General features: G+C 38.0%; 16 protein-coding genes. 4 read left to right on the top strand and 12 right to left on the bottom strand.

Annotation, left to right across the window (positions count from 1 at the left end):
• Positions 1–86 precede the first annotated feature (86 nt).
• From tynA to CFY84_RS03305, 4 genes are all read left to right on the top strand, one after another.
• Complete coding sequence (gene tynA, locus CFY84_RS03320; RefSeq protein WP_088822770.1) at positions 87–2,357, top strand: primary-amine oxidase; 2,271 nt, start codon at positions 87–89, stop codon at positions 2,355–2,357.
• 220 nt (positions 2,358–2,577) lie between these two features.
• Positions 2,578–3,642, top strand: coding sequence for an isopenicillin N synthase family dioxygenase (locus CFY84_RS03315; RefSeq protein ID WP_088822769.1), 1,065 nt, complete (start codon positions 2,578–2,580; stop codon positions 3,640–3,642).
• The gene (locus CFY84_RS03310) at positions 3,639–4,505 is read left to right on the top strand and encodes a MetQ/NlpA family ABC transporter substrate-binding protein (protein ID WP_088822768.1); all 867 of its coding nucleotides are present in this window, start codon (positions 3,639–3,641) and stop codon (positions 4,503–4,505) included. The genes CFY84_RS03315 and CFY84_RS03310 overlap by 4 nt, the downstream gene beginning before the upstream one ends.
• 100 nt (positions 4,506–4,605) lie before the next feature.
• Positions 4,606–5,265, top strand: coding sequence for an SDR family oxidoreductase (locus CFY84_RS03305; RefSeq protein ID WP_088822767.1), 660 nt, complete (start codon positions 4,606–4,608; stop codon positions 5,263–5,265).
• A gap of 58 nt (positions 5,266–5,323) precedes the next feature.
• On the opposite strand, the gene CFY84_RS03300 is transcribed toward CFY84_RS03305, so the two are convergent.
• From CFY84_RS03300 to CFY84_RS03245, 12 genes are all read right to left on the bottom strand, one after another.
• The gene (locus CFY84_RS03300) at positions 5,324–5,755 is read right to left on the bottom strand and encodes a DoxX family protein (protein ID WP_088822766.1); all 432 of its coding nucleotides are present in this window, start codon (positions 5,753–5,755) and stop codon (positions 5,324–5,326) included.
• Between the two features lie 308 nt (positions 5,756–6,063).
• Positions 6,064–7,380, bottom strand: coding sequence for an NAD(P)-dependent benzaldehyde dehydrogenase MdlD (gene mdlD / locus CFY84_RS03295; protein ID WP_228149583.1), 1,317 nt, complete (start codon positions 7,378–7,380; stop codon positions 6,064–6,066).
• A gap of 326 nt (positions 7,381–7,706) precedes the next feature.
• The gene (locus CFY84_RS03290) at positions 7,707–8,630 is read right to left on the bottom strand and encodes a CysB family HTH-type transcriptional regulator (RefSeq protein ID WP_088822765.1); all 924 of its coding nucleotides are present in this window, start codon (positions 8,628–8,630) and stop codon (positions 7,707–7,709) included.
• A gap of 17 nt (positions 8,631–8,647) precedes the next feature.
• Complete coding sequence (locus tag CFY84_RS03285) at positions 8,648–9,709, bottom strand: sulfate/molybdate ABC transporter ATP-binding protein (protein ID WP_088822764.1); 1,062 nt, start codon at positions 9,707–9,709, stop codon at positions 8,648–8,650.
• 12 nt (positions 9,710–9,721) lie between these two features.
• On the bottom strand, positions 9,722–10,600 hold the full coding sequence (gene cysW, locus CFY84_RS03280; RefSeq protein ID WP_088822763.1) for a sulfate ABC transporter permease subunit CysW: 879 nt from the start codon (positions 10,598–10,600) through the stop codon (positions 9,722–9,724).
• The gene (cysT, locus tag CFY84_RS03275; protein ID WP_088822762.1) at positions 10,600–11,430 is read right to left on the bottom strand and encodes a sulfate ABC transporter permease subunit CysT; all 831 of its coding nucleotides are present in this window, start codon (positions 11,428–11,430) and stop codon (positions 10,600–10,602) included. Before cysT ends, cysW begins: the two co-directional genes overlap by 1 nt.
• 28 nt (positions 11,431–11,458) lie before the next feature.
• Entirely contained in the window at positions 11,459–12,085 is a 627-nt protein-coding gene (locus CFY84_RS03270) for an RBBP9/YdeN family alpha/beta hydrolase (RefSeq protein ID WP_088822761.1), read from the bottom strand.
• A gap of 24 nt (positions 12,086–12,109) precedes the next feature.
• On the bottom strand, positions 12,110–13,117 hold the full coding sequence (locus tag CFY84_RS03265) for a sulfate ABC transporter substrate-binding protein (RefSeq protein ID WP_088822760.1): 1,008 nt from the start codon (positions 13,115–13,117) through the stop codon (positions 12,110–12,112).
• Positions 13,118–13,295: 178 nt separating this feature from the next.
• A complete protein-coding gene (locus CFY84_RS03260) occupies positions 13,296–14,270 on the bottom strand; it encodes a bile acid:sodium symporter family protein (RefSeq protein WP_088822759.1) in 975 nt (324 codons plus the stop codon).
• Between the two features lie 93 nt (positions 14,271–14,363).
• The gene (locus tag CFY84_RS03255) at positions 14,364–14,957 is read right to left on the bottom strand and encodes a lytic transglycosylase domain-containing protein (protein ID WP_088822758.1); all 594 of its coding nucleotides are present in this window, start codon (positions 14,955–14,957) and stop codon (positions 14,364–14,366) included.
• Between the two features lie 284 nt (positions 14,958–15,241).
• Positions 15,242–16,342 (bottom strand): alanine racemase, encoded by a 1,101-nt coding sequence (gene alr, locus CFY84_RS03250; RefSeq protein WP_088822757.1) that lies wholly within the window; start codon positions 16,340–16,342, stop codon positions 15,242–15,244.
• Between the two features lie 25 nt (positions 16,343–16,367).
• Positions 16,368–17,624 (bottom strand): D-amino acid dehydrogenase, encoded by a 1,257-nt coding sequence (locus tag CFY84_RS03245; protein ID WP_088822756.1) that lies wholly within the window; start codon positions 17,622–17,624, stop codon positions 16,368–16,370.
• Positions 17,625–17,701: the final 77 nt, after the last annotated feature.

Below are 17,701 nucleotides of genomic sequence, written 5' to 3'. Positions count from 1 at the left end.
CGTTAAAAATCACTCTTTAGAGTGATTTTTTTGTTGCAGCTTTGCACTACATTTTGTTTATTCATTGTGTAATTGCCGAGGTCAACATGCATTCAAAACAAAAGACACTAAAAAAAATTGCTTTGGGCATTAGCTCATTGGTGCTTTCACATCAATTGTTTGCACATGGGCAGGCTGTAACTTGGCTACCTTTAAAACAAGTCATGAAATCTGCAGGGGCTGAGGTTCAAGAAGATACATATACAGGCACCTATACTGTCACAAGAAATTCAACTTATGTTCGAATTAAGCCTAACTCGAATGTCATTTTAGTGAATGGTCAACCATTGAAAGTGTCTGTACCTTTAATGATTCAGCACGGGCAAGCGATGGTCAGCAAGGATTTGGCCAATGAAATTTTCCAATCAAAACTTGATAAAACATTTCAAGTTGAATCGGTTGCACATCCATTAAATAGTTTATCTGCAGATGAGATCAAACAAGTCAAGATGGTAATCCAAGCAGATTCACGGGCACCAAAAGTTTTGCGATTCAGCCGTTTAGCTTTAAAAGCACCTGACAAATATACCGTATGGGATGATGTTATTAATCATAAAGCGTATCAAGGTGCTCGCGAGGCTGATTTTGCAATATTAATTAATAATAGTGTAATTCAAGGTGTAGTTGATATTACACATCAAAAAATACTTGAGTGGAAAGTCATTGCCAATACACATGGTATGGTTTTACTTGATGATTTTGATGTGGTGCAAAAAGCGATTCAATCTAGCCCATTGTATGCAGAGGCATTAAAAAAACGTGGTATCACTGATGTAAGTAAAGTTGTGGGCACTCCGCTCACCGTGGGTTATTTTGGTGGCGAAGATGGTTTAAATAAAGAATACAATGTTTTAAAAGTGGTTTCTTATTTAGATGTCGGGGATGGCAATTATTGGGCACATCCAATAGAAAATTTAGTTGCAGTTGTAGATTTAGATCAAAAGAAAATTATTAAAATCGAAGACAACGGCATTGTTCCGATTCCTATGGCAGCGCGACCTTATGACGGACGTGGCATGGCAAAAAAACAACAGAAACCCCTGAATATTGTTGAACCTGAAGGCAAGAATTTTACGGTGACAGGGCAAATGGTTCATTGGAACAATTGGTGTTTCCATGTTGCTTTAGATACACGTGTGGGATTACAGCTTTCAACCATGACGTATAAAGATAAAAATGTAAAACGTAAGATTATGTATGAAGGTAACTTAGGTGGCATGATCGTACCGTATGGCGATCCAGATACAGGTTGGTATTTTAAATCTTATTTAGATTCAGGTGATTATGGTATGGGCACCTTAACATCATCTTTACAGCGTGGCACAGATGTACCTGACAATGCTGTGATGATGGATGCAGTGATTGCAGATTATCAAGGTAATCCAATGACGATTCCAAATGCTTTTGCAATTTTTGAGCGTTATGCCGGACCTGAATATAAACATCAAGAAATGGGGCAATCAAATGTCAGTGTTGCACGCCGTGAATTGGTGGTGAGATGGGTAAGCACAGTGGGTAATTATGATTATATGTTTGATTGGGTATTGAGTGAAAATGGAACCATTGGCATCAATGCCGGTGCAACAGGGATAGAAGCTGTAAAAGGCGTATTGTCTAAAACCATGCACGATCAAACTGCGGCCAAAGACACACGTTATGGGACTTTAATTGATCATCATATTGTTGGTACAACTCATCAACATATTTATAATTTCCGTTTAGATCTTGATGTTGATGGTGAGAAAAACACATTTAATCATTTAGATCCTGTGGTCAAAACTAACCACCAAGGGGTTAGAAAAAGCAGCATCCAAGTGGATCAGCAAACCATAAACACCGAAGCAGACGCTGTCGAAAAATTTGATCCTGCTACGATTCGCTTATTGAGTAATAGCAGTAAAGAAAATGCGATGGGTAATCCTGTTTCTTATCAATTGATCCCATTTGCAGGTGGAACACATCCTATTGCAAAAGGTGCAAATTTTGCCAAAGATGAATGGTTATATAAACGTTTAAGTTTTATGGATCAACAAATTTGGGTGACAAAATATCACCCGAATGAAATGTATCCTGAAGGGCTGTATCCAAATCGCTCAGAAGAAGATACAGGGTTAGGTCAGTTTGTGAAAAATAATGATTCAATCCGCAATGAAGATGTGGTGGTATGGCTGACCACAGGAACCACTCATGTGGCACGTGCTGAAGAGTGGCCAATGATGCCTACAGAATGGGTGAATGTGTTACTCAAACCTTGGAACTTTTTTGACCAAACACCAAGCTTAAGCCCGAATGAGTCACCAACTCAAACACATCATTAAAGTAATCAGCAATACTCAGTTGCCAGACTGAGTATTGCAAAATAAATGATTTAATTATCTGCTTTACTGCAATATGTATTTTAAAAGTATTTATATAACAATAACTTATGTTGATTTATTCTTTAAATATCTAAAAACAATAAGTAATGATTTTTTTTATATTTTAAACAAAGAATAAAATATTTTAGTCTCATCACAGTCACGATAAAAAGAGAATGTTATGAGTGCATTAGCCAAACATGCCGATACAGAAATCCGTCAGCACTTACCAATTTTAGATTTGACCTTGTTAAATCATCCTGAAACACGTGCAGAGTTTTTGGCAAATTTGCAATCATACGCCAGAAATATTGGCTTCTTTTATGTGACAGGACATGGGATTTCGCGCAAAAAATTGGCTCAAATCAAAGCATATAGCAAACAGTTTTTTGAGCTTGATCAGGCGATTAAAGATGATATTTCAATGCTGCATTCACCACATTTTCGTGGATACTCGCGTGTTGGGGAAGAGCATACGCAAAATCGTTTAGATGCGAGAGAACAAATAGACATTGGTATTGAAAGACCTGAGATACCACTTGATGAAAACACTCCATTGTGGTCAAGACTACAAGGACCAAATCAATGGCCAAAAGATTGGCCTCAGTTCCAGCAAGTGGTTGAAGCATGGCAACAGGATGTACATCAAGTTGCCATTGAGCTTATTCATGCGTTGTTAGATGCTTTGGGTTTAGATCCTTATGCACTTGATTCATTTTTAACTGAAACTCCACATGAAATGTTAAAGCTGATTAAATATCCGAAACAAATTCATCATGCAGATGGTCAAGGGGTTGGTGCACATAAAGATACCAATATTTTAACCTTACTCTTGCAAGATCGTATTGGCGGATTACAGGTTTTGTCTGAAGGTCAGTGGATTGATGTGCCTTATGTCGAAGATGCCTTTGTGATTAATATTGGTGAAACGCTTGAATTGATTACCAATGGATATTTGGTTGCCAATACACATCGTGTGGTTGCACCTCAGTATCAAGACCGCTATTCAATCGCTTATTTTATTTCACCGCATATTTTTGCAGGCGATTTACCTGTTTTAAATTTACCGCCAGCATTACAAAAATTATCAAATGGGATCAAAAGTGATCCGACGAATCCCTTATTACAAAATGTTGGTGAAAACAGTTTAAAGAGTAGGTTACGTTCACACCTTGATGTAACACAGCGTTTTTACCCTAAACAGTATCAACAAATCATGGATCTGCGTGCAGGAGCATCGTCATGAAAAAGAAAAACATATTATGGCTTGTGGTCTTTTCTGTGGTGTTTGTAATTGGTTGCTCGAGTTATTTAAAAACTCAAACTGAACCGAAAGAGCAAGAAAAAACATCAACACAAACCATTGTGATTGGCAGTTTAGGTTCAGATGCCCAAATTTGGAAGCATATTGCAGCGTCTGAACAAGCCAAACAATTGGGTTTAAATATTGAGGTTAAAGAAATTAATGATGGTGTTGCTCTGAATCGTGCCACGTTAAACCAAGAAATTGATGTAAATGCTTTTCAGTCTTGGGGATACTTAAAGGCATTTAATGAAATTCATCATCAAGGGTTGGTTGCGATTGCTACCACTTATTTAGAACCTATGGGGCTGTATTCTAAAAAATACCAAACTTTAAATCAGTTGCCAACAGGGGCTGTGGTGGCTATACCTAATGATGCTGCAAACACTGCCCGTGCATTAAGATTACTTGCACAAGCTCAACTCATTACGTTACCAAAAGACTTTAATGCAATTTCAGGCACGCCTGCAGATATTTTAACCAATCCAAAATCATTGAGCTTTCGTACTGTCCAAAGCTCGACCATTCCGCGAGTACTAGAAGAAGTGGATTTGGCTGCCATTGGCAATACCGAAGCGCTAGACAGTGGCTTAAATGTACTTAAACAGTCATTGTATTATGAAAAAACCAGTGCCGATAACAGCAAAAATATTAATGTTTTGGTGACTAGCAAAAACGACCAAAAACGTAAAGCTTTAGATAAACTTGGTCAGCTTTATCATCAACCTTTTGTGAACGATTATATTGCTAAAAATTTTGGTGGAACTAAAGTAGATGTAAATCAATCTGTTGCAACATTAAATTAATAGTTAACGATTCTTTACTAAAGTTTTAAGACTTGAGATATACGGCATACAATGACTTTGTTAGCATCGTAATTAATCTTAATAAATAAAGCGAGGATGTATGAGCACAGTATTTATTGTTGGTGGATCAGGTCAAGTCGCTAAACACGTTGCAAAACAATTACAGCCAAGTGATTGGTCTGTTCATGCACTGTATCGAAGTGAAAGCCAAGAGCAAGAACTCAAAGCATTGGGTGCAACACCTGTATGGGGCGATATTACGACTTTGTCTGTGGATGAGTTGGCTCAGTTATTTCAAGGTTCAGATCATATTATCTTTTCAGCAGGTGCAGGCGGTAAAGGTGATGAAACATTGACCAATAAAGTGGATGGCGAGGGACTAACGAAATCAGTTTTAGCTGCTCAGCAGGCCAATATCTCTCATTTTATTTTGGTGTCAGCTTTTCCTGAGGCAGGGCGGACGGCTGCACTTGGCGATAAGTTTGAAAATTATATTCGGGTTAAAAAGTATTCAGAATATGAATTAACTCAATCAGCGCTAAATTGGGTAATTTTAAGACCAGGTCAGTTAACTGATGCTTCAGGCACAGGTCAAGTTAAAGTGGGTTATGCTTTGCCATCAGGCAATAATCCAATCTCGCGTGAAGATGTAGCAGCAACATTGCTTGCTTTGTTGAAACAGCCAAAAATTCACCATAAAATTATTGAGTTAACTCAAGGTGATACAGCGGTTGAACACGCTTTAGAGGAATTTATTTAATTTATCATTTGAAGAGTAAGGCAGGGTTTGCCTTACTCTTATGAGCTTGTTAAATATATTAAGAGGATTCTTTTTCAATCAAGGCGTCGATGCTCAAACGCCCTGCGCCGTGTAGCATCAGGATTAAAAAACCACCTGCAATTGAAATGTTTTTCATAAAGTTAATCACTTGAGCCTTGTCTGTACCTGTATGAAAAATCATTGCGGTAATCACGCTAAGTACAGCTAAAACCAATGCTGTCAGGCGAGTCTGAAAGCCAAATAATAAAGCAAGTCCACCGCCAAATTCAGCTAAAATGGTCAAGGGTAGTAACACACCCGGCACACCTTTAGATTCCATATAACCGACAGTAGCTGTGTAAGATGCTATTTTCCCCCAGCCTGCAATAATGAATAAATACGCCAAAAGCGCACGTCCAAGCAATAAAATGAATGCATGAACTGATGATTGTGTCACAATGTTTTTGATCATAAGATTGGGGTTAAACATGGATATTGTCCGTAATAAATCACAGTGTTTAGTGATAACAAGAAACAAAGAATTAAAAAATACTGAAAAGAAGGTTAGAGCGTTCTATTTAAAGAACAGTCTTATTCATATCGAGATGAAATGACCTGATAAGTGAAGATCACTAGAATTCAATCCATCATAAATGCCAAGTATTAAGATTCCATGATATGTCATGCTGAAATCATGAAATAATACTGTGATAATCCATGTAATATTTGAGCTTACGATCCAAGCAAAAAATAAAAAAGGCCTCTATTGAGACCTTTTTTATGTCGTGACGAGACTAATTATTGATGAACTAAAATTGATTTTTGATGAGTAAACGTTTCATAGCTGTGTTTACCATGATAGTTGCCCATACCTGAACCACCAATACCACCAAATGGTAGATATGGTGAGAAAGCATGAATGATGGTGCCATTAATTTGTGCATCACCTGCAGGAATTGAATTTAGCAACTCATGACCGAGTGCATAGTCTTTAGTAAATACATATGCAGACAAAGGTTTTGGATGATACGTATTAACATTGCTTGCAACTTCCGCAAGATCATTAAAAGTCAGGATTGGAAACACAGGACCAAAAATTTCTTGCTGCATAATACTGTCAGACCAAACTACATCATTCATAACCGTTGGCTGAAATAAGCGTTTTTCCACATCGTATTGTCCACCAAAGACAACTTTTTCAGCATTTGCAGTCACATAGCGATTAAGATTTTCAACTTGCTTTTGCGTAATAATCTTACCAATTTGACCAAGTTCGCTATAGTTAGACTGAATGCGTTCTATCAATTTATTAACCAATTGATCTTGAATGGCTGCATGAACATATAAATAGTCAGGTGCAACACATGTTTGTCCAGAATTAATAAATTTTGAAAAACAGATGCTGTCGACAACTTGGTCTAAGTCAGCGTCATTTAAAATGATACATGGGCTTTTGCCACCAAGTTCAAGTACAACAGGAGTAAGATGTTCTGCTGCGGCACGCATGACAATTTTTCCAACAGCCGGACTGCCTGTGAAAAAGATAAAGTCAAATGGTAAAGCAAGTAAAGCTTGGTTTTCTTCTATAGCGCCTTCAATTACAGCAATATATGAGTCATCAAACGCACTCTCAACAATTTTCTTGATGATCTTTGAGCTATGAGGTGTATTTTCAGATGGTTTGATTATTGCAGTATTCCCACCAATCATTGCCCCCATGAGTGGACTGAATGTCAGCATAAGAGGGTAGTTAAATGGTGAAATAATATACGTTACACCAAATGATTCGCGACGAATGAGACTTTGTGTCGTTTGAGGATAATGCTCAAAATTAGGAACCACTTGATCTTTTGCCCATTCATCAAGGTGTTCTAGATGAAAATCAATTTCATGAATGACATTGTTAATTTCAGCGAGCATCACTTCATCTTTAGATTTACCTAAATCTAAATCCAAAGCCGTGATAATTTCATCGGTATGCTCAAGAATCGCCTGTTTTAATTTCAGTAATTGAGTTTTACGAAATTCGATCGGCTGAGTATTTTGTGCTGCAAAAAAAGCTTTCTGACGATTAAAAATGGCTGTGATCTTTTCAGTTGTCATTCCATTCATCATAGTAAATTCACCTTCAAAACAATATTCAGTGTGTAAAAGATTGATTTTTTGATCTTTGTGTTACATTTTCAACTGTATAATGCGTGACATGAATTTTATAATCAAACGCTTTTTAGTATTTAATTTAATGTTTTATATATTTTAATTTCATAAAATATTTAATAGTATATAAAATAAATTTAAATATTTGATTTAATTGGTTATTAATTTTACATTAAAACATTTTATAACTTTATTCGATTAGCTCAAATGATAAAACCCATCATTAAATGGATGGGTTTTGGGATCAACCGAAGGTTATGAATAGCCTAAGTTTATTTTTAATTTTATTCTTCAGGATAAGCTGCTTTTTTAAGCATTGCAATATTGGCATCAGGCGAACATAAAGAGATAAAGTTATATCCATATCCACGCAATAAATGACCTTTACGCACAGCAATCCATGTGGTGTTAATATCAAATACTGAGGTTTTAATTTGGGCTAAATGTTGATCACGTTTGGCATCGTAAGCAATATTATTAATAATCCCAATACCCATGCCTAGTTCAACATAGGTTTTAATCACATCGGCATCGAGCGCAGACATAACAATATCTGCATCTAATTCAGCATCAGCAAATGCTTGGTCAATTTTAGAGCGGCCTGTAAAACCTTCATGGTAAGTGACAATTGGGTATTTGACTAAGTCTTCTAAGGTAATTTTGTCTAAGCGTGTTAAAGGGTGGTCAGGCGGTGTAATAATACTATGTTGCCATGTATAGTAAGGAATACCTGCCAAATTGTCTTCATTGGTCAGTGACTCAGTTGCAATACCAATATCAGCTTGACCTTTCAACAGCATATCTACAATTTCATTAGGGCTAGCTTGTTGTAGAATCAAATGTACTTTTGGAAATTGCTTTTTAAATAAGTTGACGATTGGCGGCAGAATATAACGTGCTTGTGTATGCGTAGTTGCAATCGTTAATGTGCCTTCATCAATTTTATTAAATTCATCAGCCAAGCGTTTAATGTTGTCCGCATCAATTAACATGCGTTCAACAACCCCAAGCAAGGCCTTTCCAGGCTCTGTTAGGCCAAGTAGACGTTTTCCTTTACGGATAAACAGCTGCACACCCAACTCATCTTCTAAATCTTTAATGTGCTTACTTACGCCAGATTGTGAAGTAAACAGTGCGGCAGATGCTTCCGTAAGATTAAAGTTTTGTCTTACGGTTTCTCGGATAATTCTTAATTGTTGAAAATTCATAGACTCATGCTCTCATTTTAAGCGGATAGTTCATTTTTTTCAAAAGTATGCAAATGTTGAGCAGTGATCCATACTTTTTGGTTGGCAGACAGTTCTTGCGCTGCTGCTTGTTCTGGTGATACTAAAATTTCAATAGGTTGGTTTGAACGATCTTGCAATTCAGCAATAATTTTTCCTGCCACCCATACATAACGTAAGAAGGTTGCTTCAATGGCATTAGCCGTGTGTGTGGTATGAATTGTCAGTTCATGTGGTCGAGCAAATGCAATTAAGCCACCATCGTGTTGTGCTGAATGTAACTTCAATTGGTCATCACCTAAATACAAGGTGCCATTTTTACTTGTGCCTTCAAAGCGATTGGCTTGCCCTAGGAAGTCAAATACAAATGGAGTTTGTGGTGTTTCATAAACTTCACGTGGTGAACCAATTTGCTCAATATTTCCTTTATTCATCACTACAATTTTATCGGCTACTTCTAAAGCTTCTTCTTGGTCATGGGTCACAAAGATCGAAGTGATGTGTAATTCATCATGCAAGTTACGCAACCAACGGCGCAATTCTTTTCTGACTTTGGCATCAAGCGCACCAAATGGTTCATCTAGTAACAACACGCTTGGTTCCACAGCAAGCGCACGAGCTAAGGCAATACGCTGACGTTGTCCACCTGACAATTGTGATGGGTAACGATCAGATAAAAAATCAAGCTGTACCAATTCTAAAAGTTGATGTACACGTTTTGAAATTTCTGCATCTGACGGGCGTGTAGTGCGTGGACGAACACGTAAACCAAAAGCGACATTGTCAAATACCGTCATATGTCGAAACAAGGCATAGTGTTGAAAAACAAAGCCAACTTGACGATCCCGTACATGGGTTTTAGTGGCATCAGTCCCTTCTAAAATAATTTGCCCTGCATCTGCTTTTTCAAGTCCTGCAATAATGCGTAAGAGTGTAGTTTTACCACAACCAGATGGCCCCAATAGCGCAACCAATTGACCTTCAGGAAAGTCTAAACTGATGTTGTTGAGAGCTTGAAAACTGCCAAAGTTTTTTTCGATATTTTTAACTTGAATACTCATGTTTCATGCTCCCTATGATGCACTTGAACTATTTTTTTCTTGGCGGACTTCAACCCATGTTTTAATCACAAGAGTAATAATTGCCAAAAATGCTAATAACGAGGCCACAGCAAAAGCAGCACTATAACTATAATCGTTGTATAAAATTTCTACATGCAAAGGCAGGGTATTGGTTTCACCACGGATATGACCTGAAACCACAGATACCGCACCAAACTCACCCATTGCACGGGCATTACACAGAATAACGCCGTATAAAAGTCCCCATTTAATATTAGGTAGCGTAATTTTCCAAAATGTCACCCAACCTGAGGCACCGAGCAAAATAGCAGCTTCTTCTTCTTCATTGCCTTGCGCTTGCATTAATGGAATAAGTTCTCGGGCAACAAATGGCACAGTAATAAAAATAGTCGCAATGACAATGGCTGGTACTGAATATAACACTTGAATATTATGTTCTTGCAACCAAGTGCCCATCCAACCTTGTGTACCAAAGATAAGTACCAACATTAATCCTGCAATTACAGGAGATACAGAAAATGGCGTATCAATTAATGTAGTTAATAAAGTTTTTCCTCTGAAATTGAATTTAGCCACAGCCCATGCTGCAGCAACACCAAAGACGACATTAAGCGGTACAGCAATCACTGCAGTTAACAACGTTAGCTTGACCGCAGCAAGGGTGTCAGGCTCGATAAGTGCTTGGAAATAAACTTGTATGCCTTGTCGAAATGCTTCTACAAACACCAAGATTAATGGCAAAATTAATAAGCTTAAAAAACAAATTAAACTTAAAGTCAGTAATAAGTATCGAACCCAATTGGCTTCTCGGGTAGCATCTTTGCTTTGTAGTTTATAAGCAAGATCATGTGCATTATTTGAACCACTCATTACACATTTCTCCCGGTACGATGGGTTGCCCACGATTGTAGAATATTAATCAGCAACAAAATAACAAATGACAGTACTAACATAATGACAGCAATAGTGGTTGCACCAGCATAGTCATATTCTTCTAAACGCGAAATAATCATTAATGGCGCAATTTCAGTTTTATAAGGCTGATTGCCAGCAATAAAAATCACTGAACCATATTCACCAACACCGCGTGCGAAAGCCAAAGCAAAGCCTGTGATGAGGGGTGGTAAAATAATTGGAAAAATGACATAGCGAAAAGTTTGCCATCTGGTTGCACCTAAAGCTGAAGATGCTTCTTCAAGCTCGGTTTCTAAATCACTTAAAACTGGCTGAACTGTACGTACAACAAAGGGAATACCAATAAAAATTAAAGCCAAGGTAATACCAACTGAGGTATAGGCAATTTTAATGCCGAGAGGTTCTAAGTATTGACCCACCCAACCGGTTGATGCGTATAAAGAGGTCAGGGCAATTCCTGCAACAGCAGTTGGTAATGCAAAAGGTAAATCGATTAAAGCATCAATGATACGCTTCGCAGGAAAAGTATAGCGTACTAGACACCATGCCAATAAAAACCCTAAAACAACATTAATGAGTGCTGCGATCAACGCTGTGGTGAAACTGAGCTGAAGTGCTTTGAGGATACGGGTATCTTGCAGAATGCCGAGTAGCCCCTCCCAGCCAATGCCGAGTGATTTGATGAATACGGCGGATAAAGGTATAAATACAATAATGGATAAATATAAAATTGTATAACCTAAAGATAAGCCAAAACCTGGTAAAACTGCTTTGTTATTTCGCATTACGATCTCTTACATCCATTGAATCAAATCAGAGTGATTCAACTAAAAAATTGTGCTGATGGCTTTTTAAAATTGAGTATGATGAGCTATCAAGTATCCGTTTTTTTGGTTTAGAGAGTAAATGTGGCAAAAGCTCTGGAAAGGTACCAAAACCTGCATCCACATTAATATGTCCAACCTTCCCAAGGTTAACATAGGGGATTTTCCATATTTCTGCAAAGTATTTTGCATCCTCATATTCAAGCCAAGGATCATTTTCACTGATTAACATGATACTCGGTACAGTGATTTGAATTTGCTTGAAATATTCAAAAAAGCTTTCAGCCTCAGTGTGTGCAAAACCTGTCTCGCTAAAACGGATTGGATTTGCAGGTGCAACAAGAATTAATTTTTTAATACGATGTTGTATCGTTGGGTGTTCAGCTAAAGCGGCAATACTGGTTAAACATCCAAAACTATGTGCAATGACTTGTACAGGAAGGTCGGTACTTTGGATCACGTTAATCCATTGATCAACCCATTGATTTAAAATAGGTTGATCCCAGTTTTGTTCAACACGAGTTACATGAGATAAGCGCTTTTCAATCCATGACTGCCAGTGGTGTTCATTGCTGCCACCTACGCCTGGTACAATGATGCTATGAAATTTAGGCATATCTCAGACTCCCTGTTTTCAAACTTATTTTTGGTTTTCTTTTACGATTTGGTCAAAAATACCATTATTGTCGAAATGTGTTTTTTGTACTTTCGTCCAACCGCCAAATTCTTGGTCAATCGTGACCAATTTCAATGGCTTAAATACATTGCTGTATTTTTTAAGTACCTTTTGATTTCTTGGGCGGTAGTAGTTTTTAGCAATAATATCTTGTGCTAATGGAGAGTATAAAAAGTTGAGATAGCCTTTTGCAAGCGCTTCATTACCATCTTTTTGCACGTTTTTATCAACAATTGCAACTGGTGGTTCAGCTAAAATTGAAAGCGATGGTGTAATAATTTCAAACTTGTTCGGTTGTTCACGGACTGCAAGATAAGCTTCATTTTCCCAAGCCAATAACACATCACCAATACCACGCTCAGCAAAGGTTGTGGTTGCACCACGTGCACCTGAGTCAAGTACTTTGGTATTTTTGTAAATTTTACGTACAAATTCTTGTGCTGTCTTATCATTACCACCTGGTTGATGTTTTGCCCATGCCCATGCTGCTAGGTAGTTCCAACGTGCACCACCTGATGTTTTAGGGTTCGGCGTGATAATCGCAACATCTGGACGAATCAAATCGTTCCAATCTTTTATTTGCTTAGGGTTGTCTTTGCGAACTAAAAATACAATGGTAGATGTATAAGGTGTTGAGTTTTGCGGGAAGCGCTGTTGCCAATTTGACGGCAGTTTACCTGTTTTTTCTGCAATTGCATCAATATCCGCTGCAAGGGCCAATGTCACAACATCGGCATCAAGCCCATCAATAACGGCACGCGCTTGTTTGCCTGATCCACCATGAGACTGTTTAAAGTTTACAGATTCGCCTGTTTTTTGTTTCCAATAATCACCATACGCTTTATTAATATCTGTATAAAGTTCGCGTGTTGGATCATAAGAGACGTTTAAAAAGTCTTTAGCTGCAATACTTACGGATGATAGTCCAAGTAATACAGCAAAAAGACCGATTTTGATTTGATTAAGTTGCATTCGTTATCCCCATGTGCTTGTTCGTTCCTGTTCTGGAGAGAAGAATACCTGTGATAAGTAAGCATAAAAAATAATAAAAATTAATGTTTATATGAATAAATCGAATAAAGAAATCCTCCTTGAGTGTAGGATGATTTCTTTATATCGTTTGGTTGGATTCTTAAAGCGATCTTTGAAATTATGTATCTGTTTTTTTTGAAAATTTTTGTGCAAGAATCCCGCAGGTAATTAACTGTATTTGATGAAATAACATCAATGGCAGTAAAATTAAACCAAAGGGTTGTCCTGCGAAAAGAATTTTTGCCATTGGCACACCACTGGCCAAAGTCTTTTTAGAACCACAAAATAAAATGGTAATTTGATCGGCTGAATTAAACCCGAGCTTTTTACTGCTAAAATGAATGAGTAACATCATGATAGCAAGTAAGCCTGAACAAACAATTAACAAGTAAATCAAAGTACTTGAAGACACTTGATGCCAAATTCCTTCAATGACTGCTTCACTAAATGCAGAATATACCACCATTAAAATAGAACCTTGATCAACCAATTTGACACTTGATGCATGTTTTTTTAAGAAAGGTTGCATGGTAGATCTTAAGAGTTGTCCTAGCACAAAGGGAACAAATAGAAGCAAAATAATGTTTGTTGCTGCACCAAAATTAGAGCTTTGATGCTCAACATGCTGCTGAGTAATGAGCCAACTGACCAACACTGGGGTTAAAAACATCCCTATAATATTCGATGCTGAAGCACTACATAATGCAGCGGGCACATTGCCTTTGGCAATGGAGGTAAATGCAATAGATGATTGTACTGTGGATGGCAACAAGCATAAATATAAAATGCCTAAATACAATGAAGAGCCTAATAAGGGTTCTATAATCGGTTTGAGTAAAAAACCGAGCAGGGGAAACATGACAAAGGTTGCAGCAAAAATAAATAAGTGCAAACGCCAATGGGTTATGCCTGCAATGACTGCTTCTCTTGATAATTTGGCGCCATGTAAGAAGAACAATAGCGCAATTGCAACATTGGTTAGGATATTAAAGTAATGTGCAGCTTGTCCTGAAATAGGTAGAAGCGTAGCCAAGACCAACATGGCAAAAATTAAACTACTGAACTTGTCAGGAAGGAAGGAAATACGAGACATGGATAATAAAACCATTTAAGTGATGGTGAAGCAAAAATGTAAAGTGAATATTTAGGGTGTATCGTCACGTTGAGCGATTAAACATATCTTAAATTATAAGGCTTTTTGTAACTGCTTTTTATAACGTTTTACACTTCGAGCATATTTTTTTGCTTTATGTCTTGTCCAAAAGCTCGATTCATAACCTGATGGTCCCACATTGTAATATGCTGCTGCTTTAAACCAAGAACCTGCTTGCTTTTCATAACGTGCAAGAATAAATGCATTGCACTCAATATTACCTCGGTCTTGATATAAATCGCCCGGGCATACAGCAGACCAATAACTTGGAATAATTTGACTCAACCCGACGGCACCACCTGAGGAGGTTAAACCGCTACGATAACCTGATTCTTGTTTAATGGTGGCAGCAATCCATTCAGCAGGCACTTGATATCGATCAGCGCTTTGAATAATCCACGGTGATAAACGGTTCGCAGTAAAGCTTGGAACTTGATAGGCTCTTTGTAAAGCGGCAGACAATTTATTTGCACGTTTTTCGACAGAGCCACCATGTGGCCCAAGTGTTGAACAGCCTGAACTGAGTATGAATGCACAAAATAAAATAAAATAGCCACTATAAACAGTAAAGTTTCTATAAATCCATGAGTCATATCGTTTTTTTAATACGTGGTGTTGTCCTAACATTTGTTTTTCCTGAATAAAAAGATATTTATTTTCTCAAATGGGAAATAAATTTGTATCTAAAAGTAAATATATAGATGATTTGCTGAAAATTAGCATAATAATTTGAAACAGGGGCTTTCTATTTATACTTTTTTATGGAATGATGTAATCACGCTGATCGATAAAGAAAAGATCAACGACGAATTTTAAAGTTTCGTCCGTATACTGGACACCCACACTCTTTCCTAGATGTGGTTTTTTATATGTAATAAAAAAGAGGGCCATTTGCCCTCTTTTTTTTTGATTTAATTTTCAATACAAAATGCGACACGTGCAGTAATACCACACATTAATTCATAGCCTAAAGTGCCTGCTGATGCTGCAACTTCATCAATAGGTAAAACGGTTCCATATTTTGATTTACCCCAAAGCACAACTTCTGCACCAAGGTCTGCATCAGGTATTGCTGTTAAATCTACAGCAAGCATATCCATGCTCACTCGTCCAATTAATTGCGTCATTTGACCGTTGACTAAAATAGGCGTACCTGTGGGGGAAATACGCTGATAACCATCTGCATAACCACATGCAACAATTCCAATGCGCATTCGATGTTTGGCAATAAATGTTGAACTGTATCCCACGCTGTCACCGGCATGTATATCTTGAACAGCAATAATTTCACTGCGTAAACTCATTGACGGTTGAATGCCCCAATCTTGACTGCTATGCGTTGGGTAATCTGGTGAGCTACCATACAATAAAATACCAGCACGGGTGTCGTCTGAGTGAATTTGATGATGACGTAAAATTGCAGCACTGTTACTCAGAGAACGTTTGCCTTGTAACGGCGCAGTAATTTGGTCAAAACGTGTATATTGATAGCAAACTCCCGGCTCACCAAAACGTGTTCCATCTGCATCTGAAAAATGAGTCATATGGGTAATTTCATGCACTGAGCGAAGTCTAGACAGCATATGCCAAATTTCGGTATAAGCTTCAGGAACAAAGCCTAAGCGGTTCATACCACTATTCATTTTTAAATAGATATGAAAAGAGGCATTACCTATATAGTTTTCTAACCATGTGACTTGATTTTGGTTATGGACAACAAAACTCAATTCATATTGCTCACAGATGGATAAGTCATCTAAATGAAATACACCTTCAAGTAAAATGATTTGACCTTTCCAGCCGAGTGTTCTTAGTCGTATTGCTTCATCTAAGTCCAATAAGGCAAAACCATCTGCTGTTTTAAATGCATCATAGACACGTTCAATACCGTGTCCATATGCATTGGCTTTGACTACAGCGAATAAACGACTGTTCGGCGCATGTTGACGTGCAATGTCAAGATTATGCTGAAGCGCATTGACATGAATAACGGCCTGTATCGGGCGTGGCATAAAACTTCCTTAACAATCTGTAATGTTATACCGTGCGATAGCGCGCTATAGATAATCCATCGGTATTAATATCTGTTGCTTGCTGCATGATAATATCGCTGAGTAATTTACCTGAGCCACATGCCATGGTCCAACCAAGCGTACCGTGACCTGTGTTCAAAAATAAGTTGTTGTATTGCGTAGGTCCGATAATTGGCGTGCCATCAGGCGTCATTGGGCGAAGCCCTGTCCAAAAGGTTGATTGTGTTAAATCACCTCCTGGAAACAAGTCATTGCTGACCATTTCTAAGGTCTGTTTACGTTTGTCTTTCAAATCTAAATTATAGCCTGCTAATTCTGCCATACCACCGACACGTATTCTTTGATCAAAGCGGGTAATGGCTATTTTATATGTTTCATCAAGAACGGTAGATTGCGGTGCATAATTTGCATCAACAATAGGCAAGGTCAGTGAGTAGCCTTTCACAGGATAGACTGGTAAATCTAAACCAAGTGGCAAGAGAAAATCGCGGCTATAACTGCCAAAAGCAAGAACATAATGGTCGGCTGTATGCAGCTCACCATTAATCAGTACACCTTTTATTTCATTACCTTCTACGACAATACGTTCTACATTTTGCTGATAATTAAATTCAACACCACGGTCTTTGGCAAGTTGAGCCAATGCTGTGGTAAATAAATAACAATCACCAGTTTCATCATTTGGTAAATGTAAGCCACCAACCAATTTATCTTGTGCATATGCCAACGCAGGTTCAACTTTTGATAAAGCTTGTGCATCAAGCAGTTGGTGGTCTACGCCACATTCTTTGAGAACTTCGATATCGCGTTGTACTGCATCAAGTTGAGCCGCTTTTCGAAATACTTGTAATGTACCTTTTGAGCGGTGCTCATAATGAATATTGGTATCTTGGCGCAGTGCACGCAGGCAATCACGGCTATATTCTGCAACACGTGTCATACGCTCTTTGTTGATATTATAGCTGGCTGGATTACAGTTTTTGAGCATTTGTGCCATCCAACGAAGCTGCCAAGCGCTACCATCTAAATTAATTGCCAGCGGTGCATGCTGCTGAAACATCCATTTCACAGCTTTAAGGGGAATGCCCGGCGCTGCCCATGGGGTTGAATACCCAGGAGAAATTTGACCTGCGTTGGCAAAACTGGTTTCTTGAGCTGCGCTTGCTGCACGGTCAAATACAGTGACACGAGCACCTTGTTGCGACAGATAATATGCGCTTGTTACACCAATGACACCACTGCCTAATACAATCACATGCATAACAAGTCCTATATTCAATGCTAGTTATTTACGCTAGTATATTGTGAATTTACTAGATGATTTCACTATTTTATAAT

It is taken from the genome of Acinetobacter apis, from assembly GCF_900197575.1.
GTDB classification, from domain to species: Bacteria; Pseudomonadota; Gammaproteobacteria; order Pseudomonadales; family Moraxellaceae; genus Acinetobacter; species Acinetobacter apis.
Note: the sequence above shows the minus strand (reverse complement) of the source record. Positions and strands in the feature narration are given on the sequence as shown.

What these genes read in the sequence shown, in the direction of transcription:
- tynA (WP_088822770.1), top strand. Translation starts at nt 87, where the DNA reads ATGCATTCAAAACAAAAGACACTAAAAAAAATTGCTTTGGGCATTAGC.
- CFY84_RS03315 (WP_088822769.1), top strand. Translation starts at nt 2,578, where the DNA reads ATGAGTGCATTAGCCAAACATGCCGATACAGAAATCCGTCAGCACTTA.
- CFY84_RS03310 (WP_088822768.1), top strand. Translation starts at nt 3,639, where the DNA reads ATGAAAAAGAAAAACATATTATGGCTTGTGGTCTTTTCTGTGGTGTTT.
- CFY84_RS03305 (WP_088822767.1), top strand. Translation starts at nt 4,606, where the DNA reads ATGAGCACAGTATTTATTGTTGGTGGATCAGGTCAAGTCGCTAAACAC.
- CFY84_RS03300 (WP_088822766.1), bottom strand. Translation starts at nt 5,755, where the DNA reads ATGTTTAACCCCAATCTTATGATCAAAAACATTGTGACACAATCATCA.
- mdlD (WP_228149583.1), bottom strand. Translation starts at nt 7,380, where the DNA reads ATGATGAATGGAATGACAACTGAAAAGATCACAGCCATTTTTAATCGT.
- CFY84_RS03290 (WP_088822765.1), bottom strand. Translation starts at nt 8,630, where the DNA reads ATGAATTTTCAACAATTAAGAATTATCCGAGAAACCGTAAGACAAAAC.
- CFY84_RS03285 (WP_088822764.1), bottom strand. Translation starts at nt 9,709, where the DNA reads ATGAGTATTCAAGTTAAAAATATCGAAAAAAACTTTGGCAGTTTTCAA.
- cysW (WP_088822763.1), bottom strand. Translation starts at nt 10,600, where the DNA reads ATGAGTGGTTCAAATAATGCACATGATCTTGCTTATAAACTACAAAGC.
- cysT (WP_088822762.1), bottom strand. Translation starts at nt 11,430, where the DNA reads ATGCGAAATAACAAAGCAGTTTTACCAGGTTTTGGCTTATCTTTAGGT.
- CFY84_RS03270 (WP_088822761.1), bottom strand. Translation starts at nt 12,085, where the DNA reads ATGCCTAAATTTCATAGCATCATTGTACCAGGCGTAGGTGGCAGCAAT.
- CFY84_RS03265 (WP_088822760.1), bottom strand. Translation starts at nt 13,117, where the DNA reads ATGCAACTTAATCAAATCAAAATCGGTCTTTTTGCTGTATTACTTGGA.
- CFY84_RS03260 (WP_088822759.1), bottom strand. Translation starts at nt 14,270, where the DNA reads ATGTCTCGTATTTCCTTCCTTCCTGACAAGTTCAGTAGTTTAATTTTT.
- CFY84_RS03255 (WP_088822758.1), bottom strand. Translation starts at nt 14,957, where the DNA reads ATGTTAGGACAACACCACGTATTAAAAAAACGATATGACTCATGGATT.
- alr (WP_088822757.1), bottom strand. Translation starts at nt 16,342, where the DNA reads ATGCCACGCCCGATACAGGCCGTTATTCATGTCAATGCGCTTCAGCAT.
- CFY84_RS03245 (WP_088822756.1), bottom strand. Translation starts at nt 17,624, where the DNA reads ATGCATGTGATTGTATTAGGCAGTGGTGTCATTGGTGTAACAAGCGCA.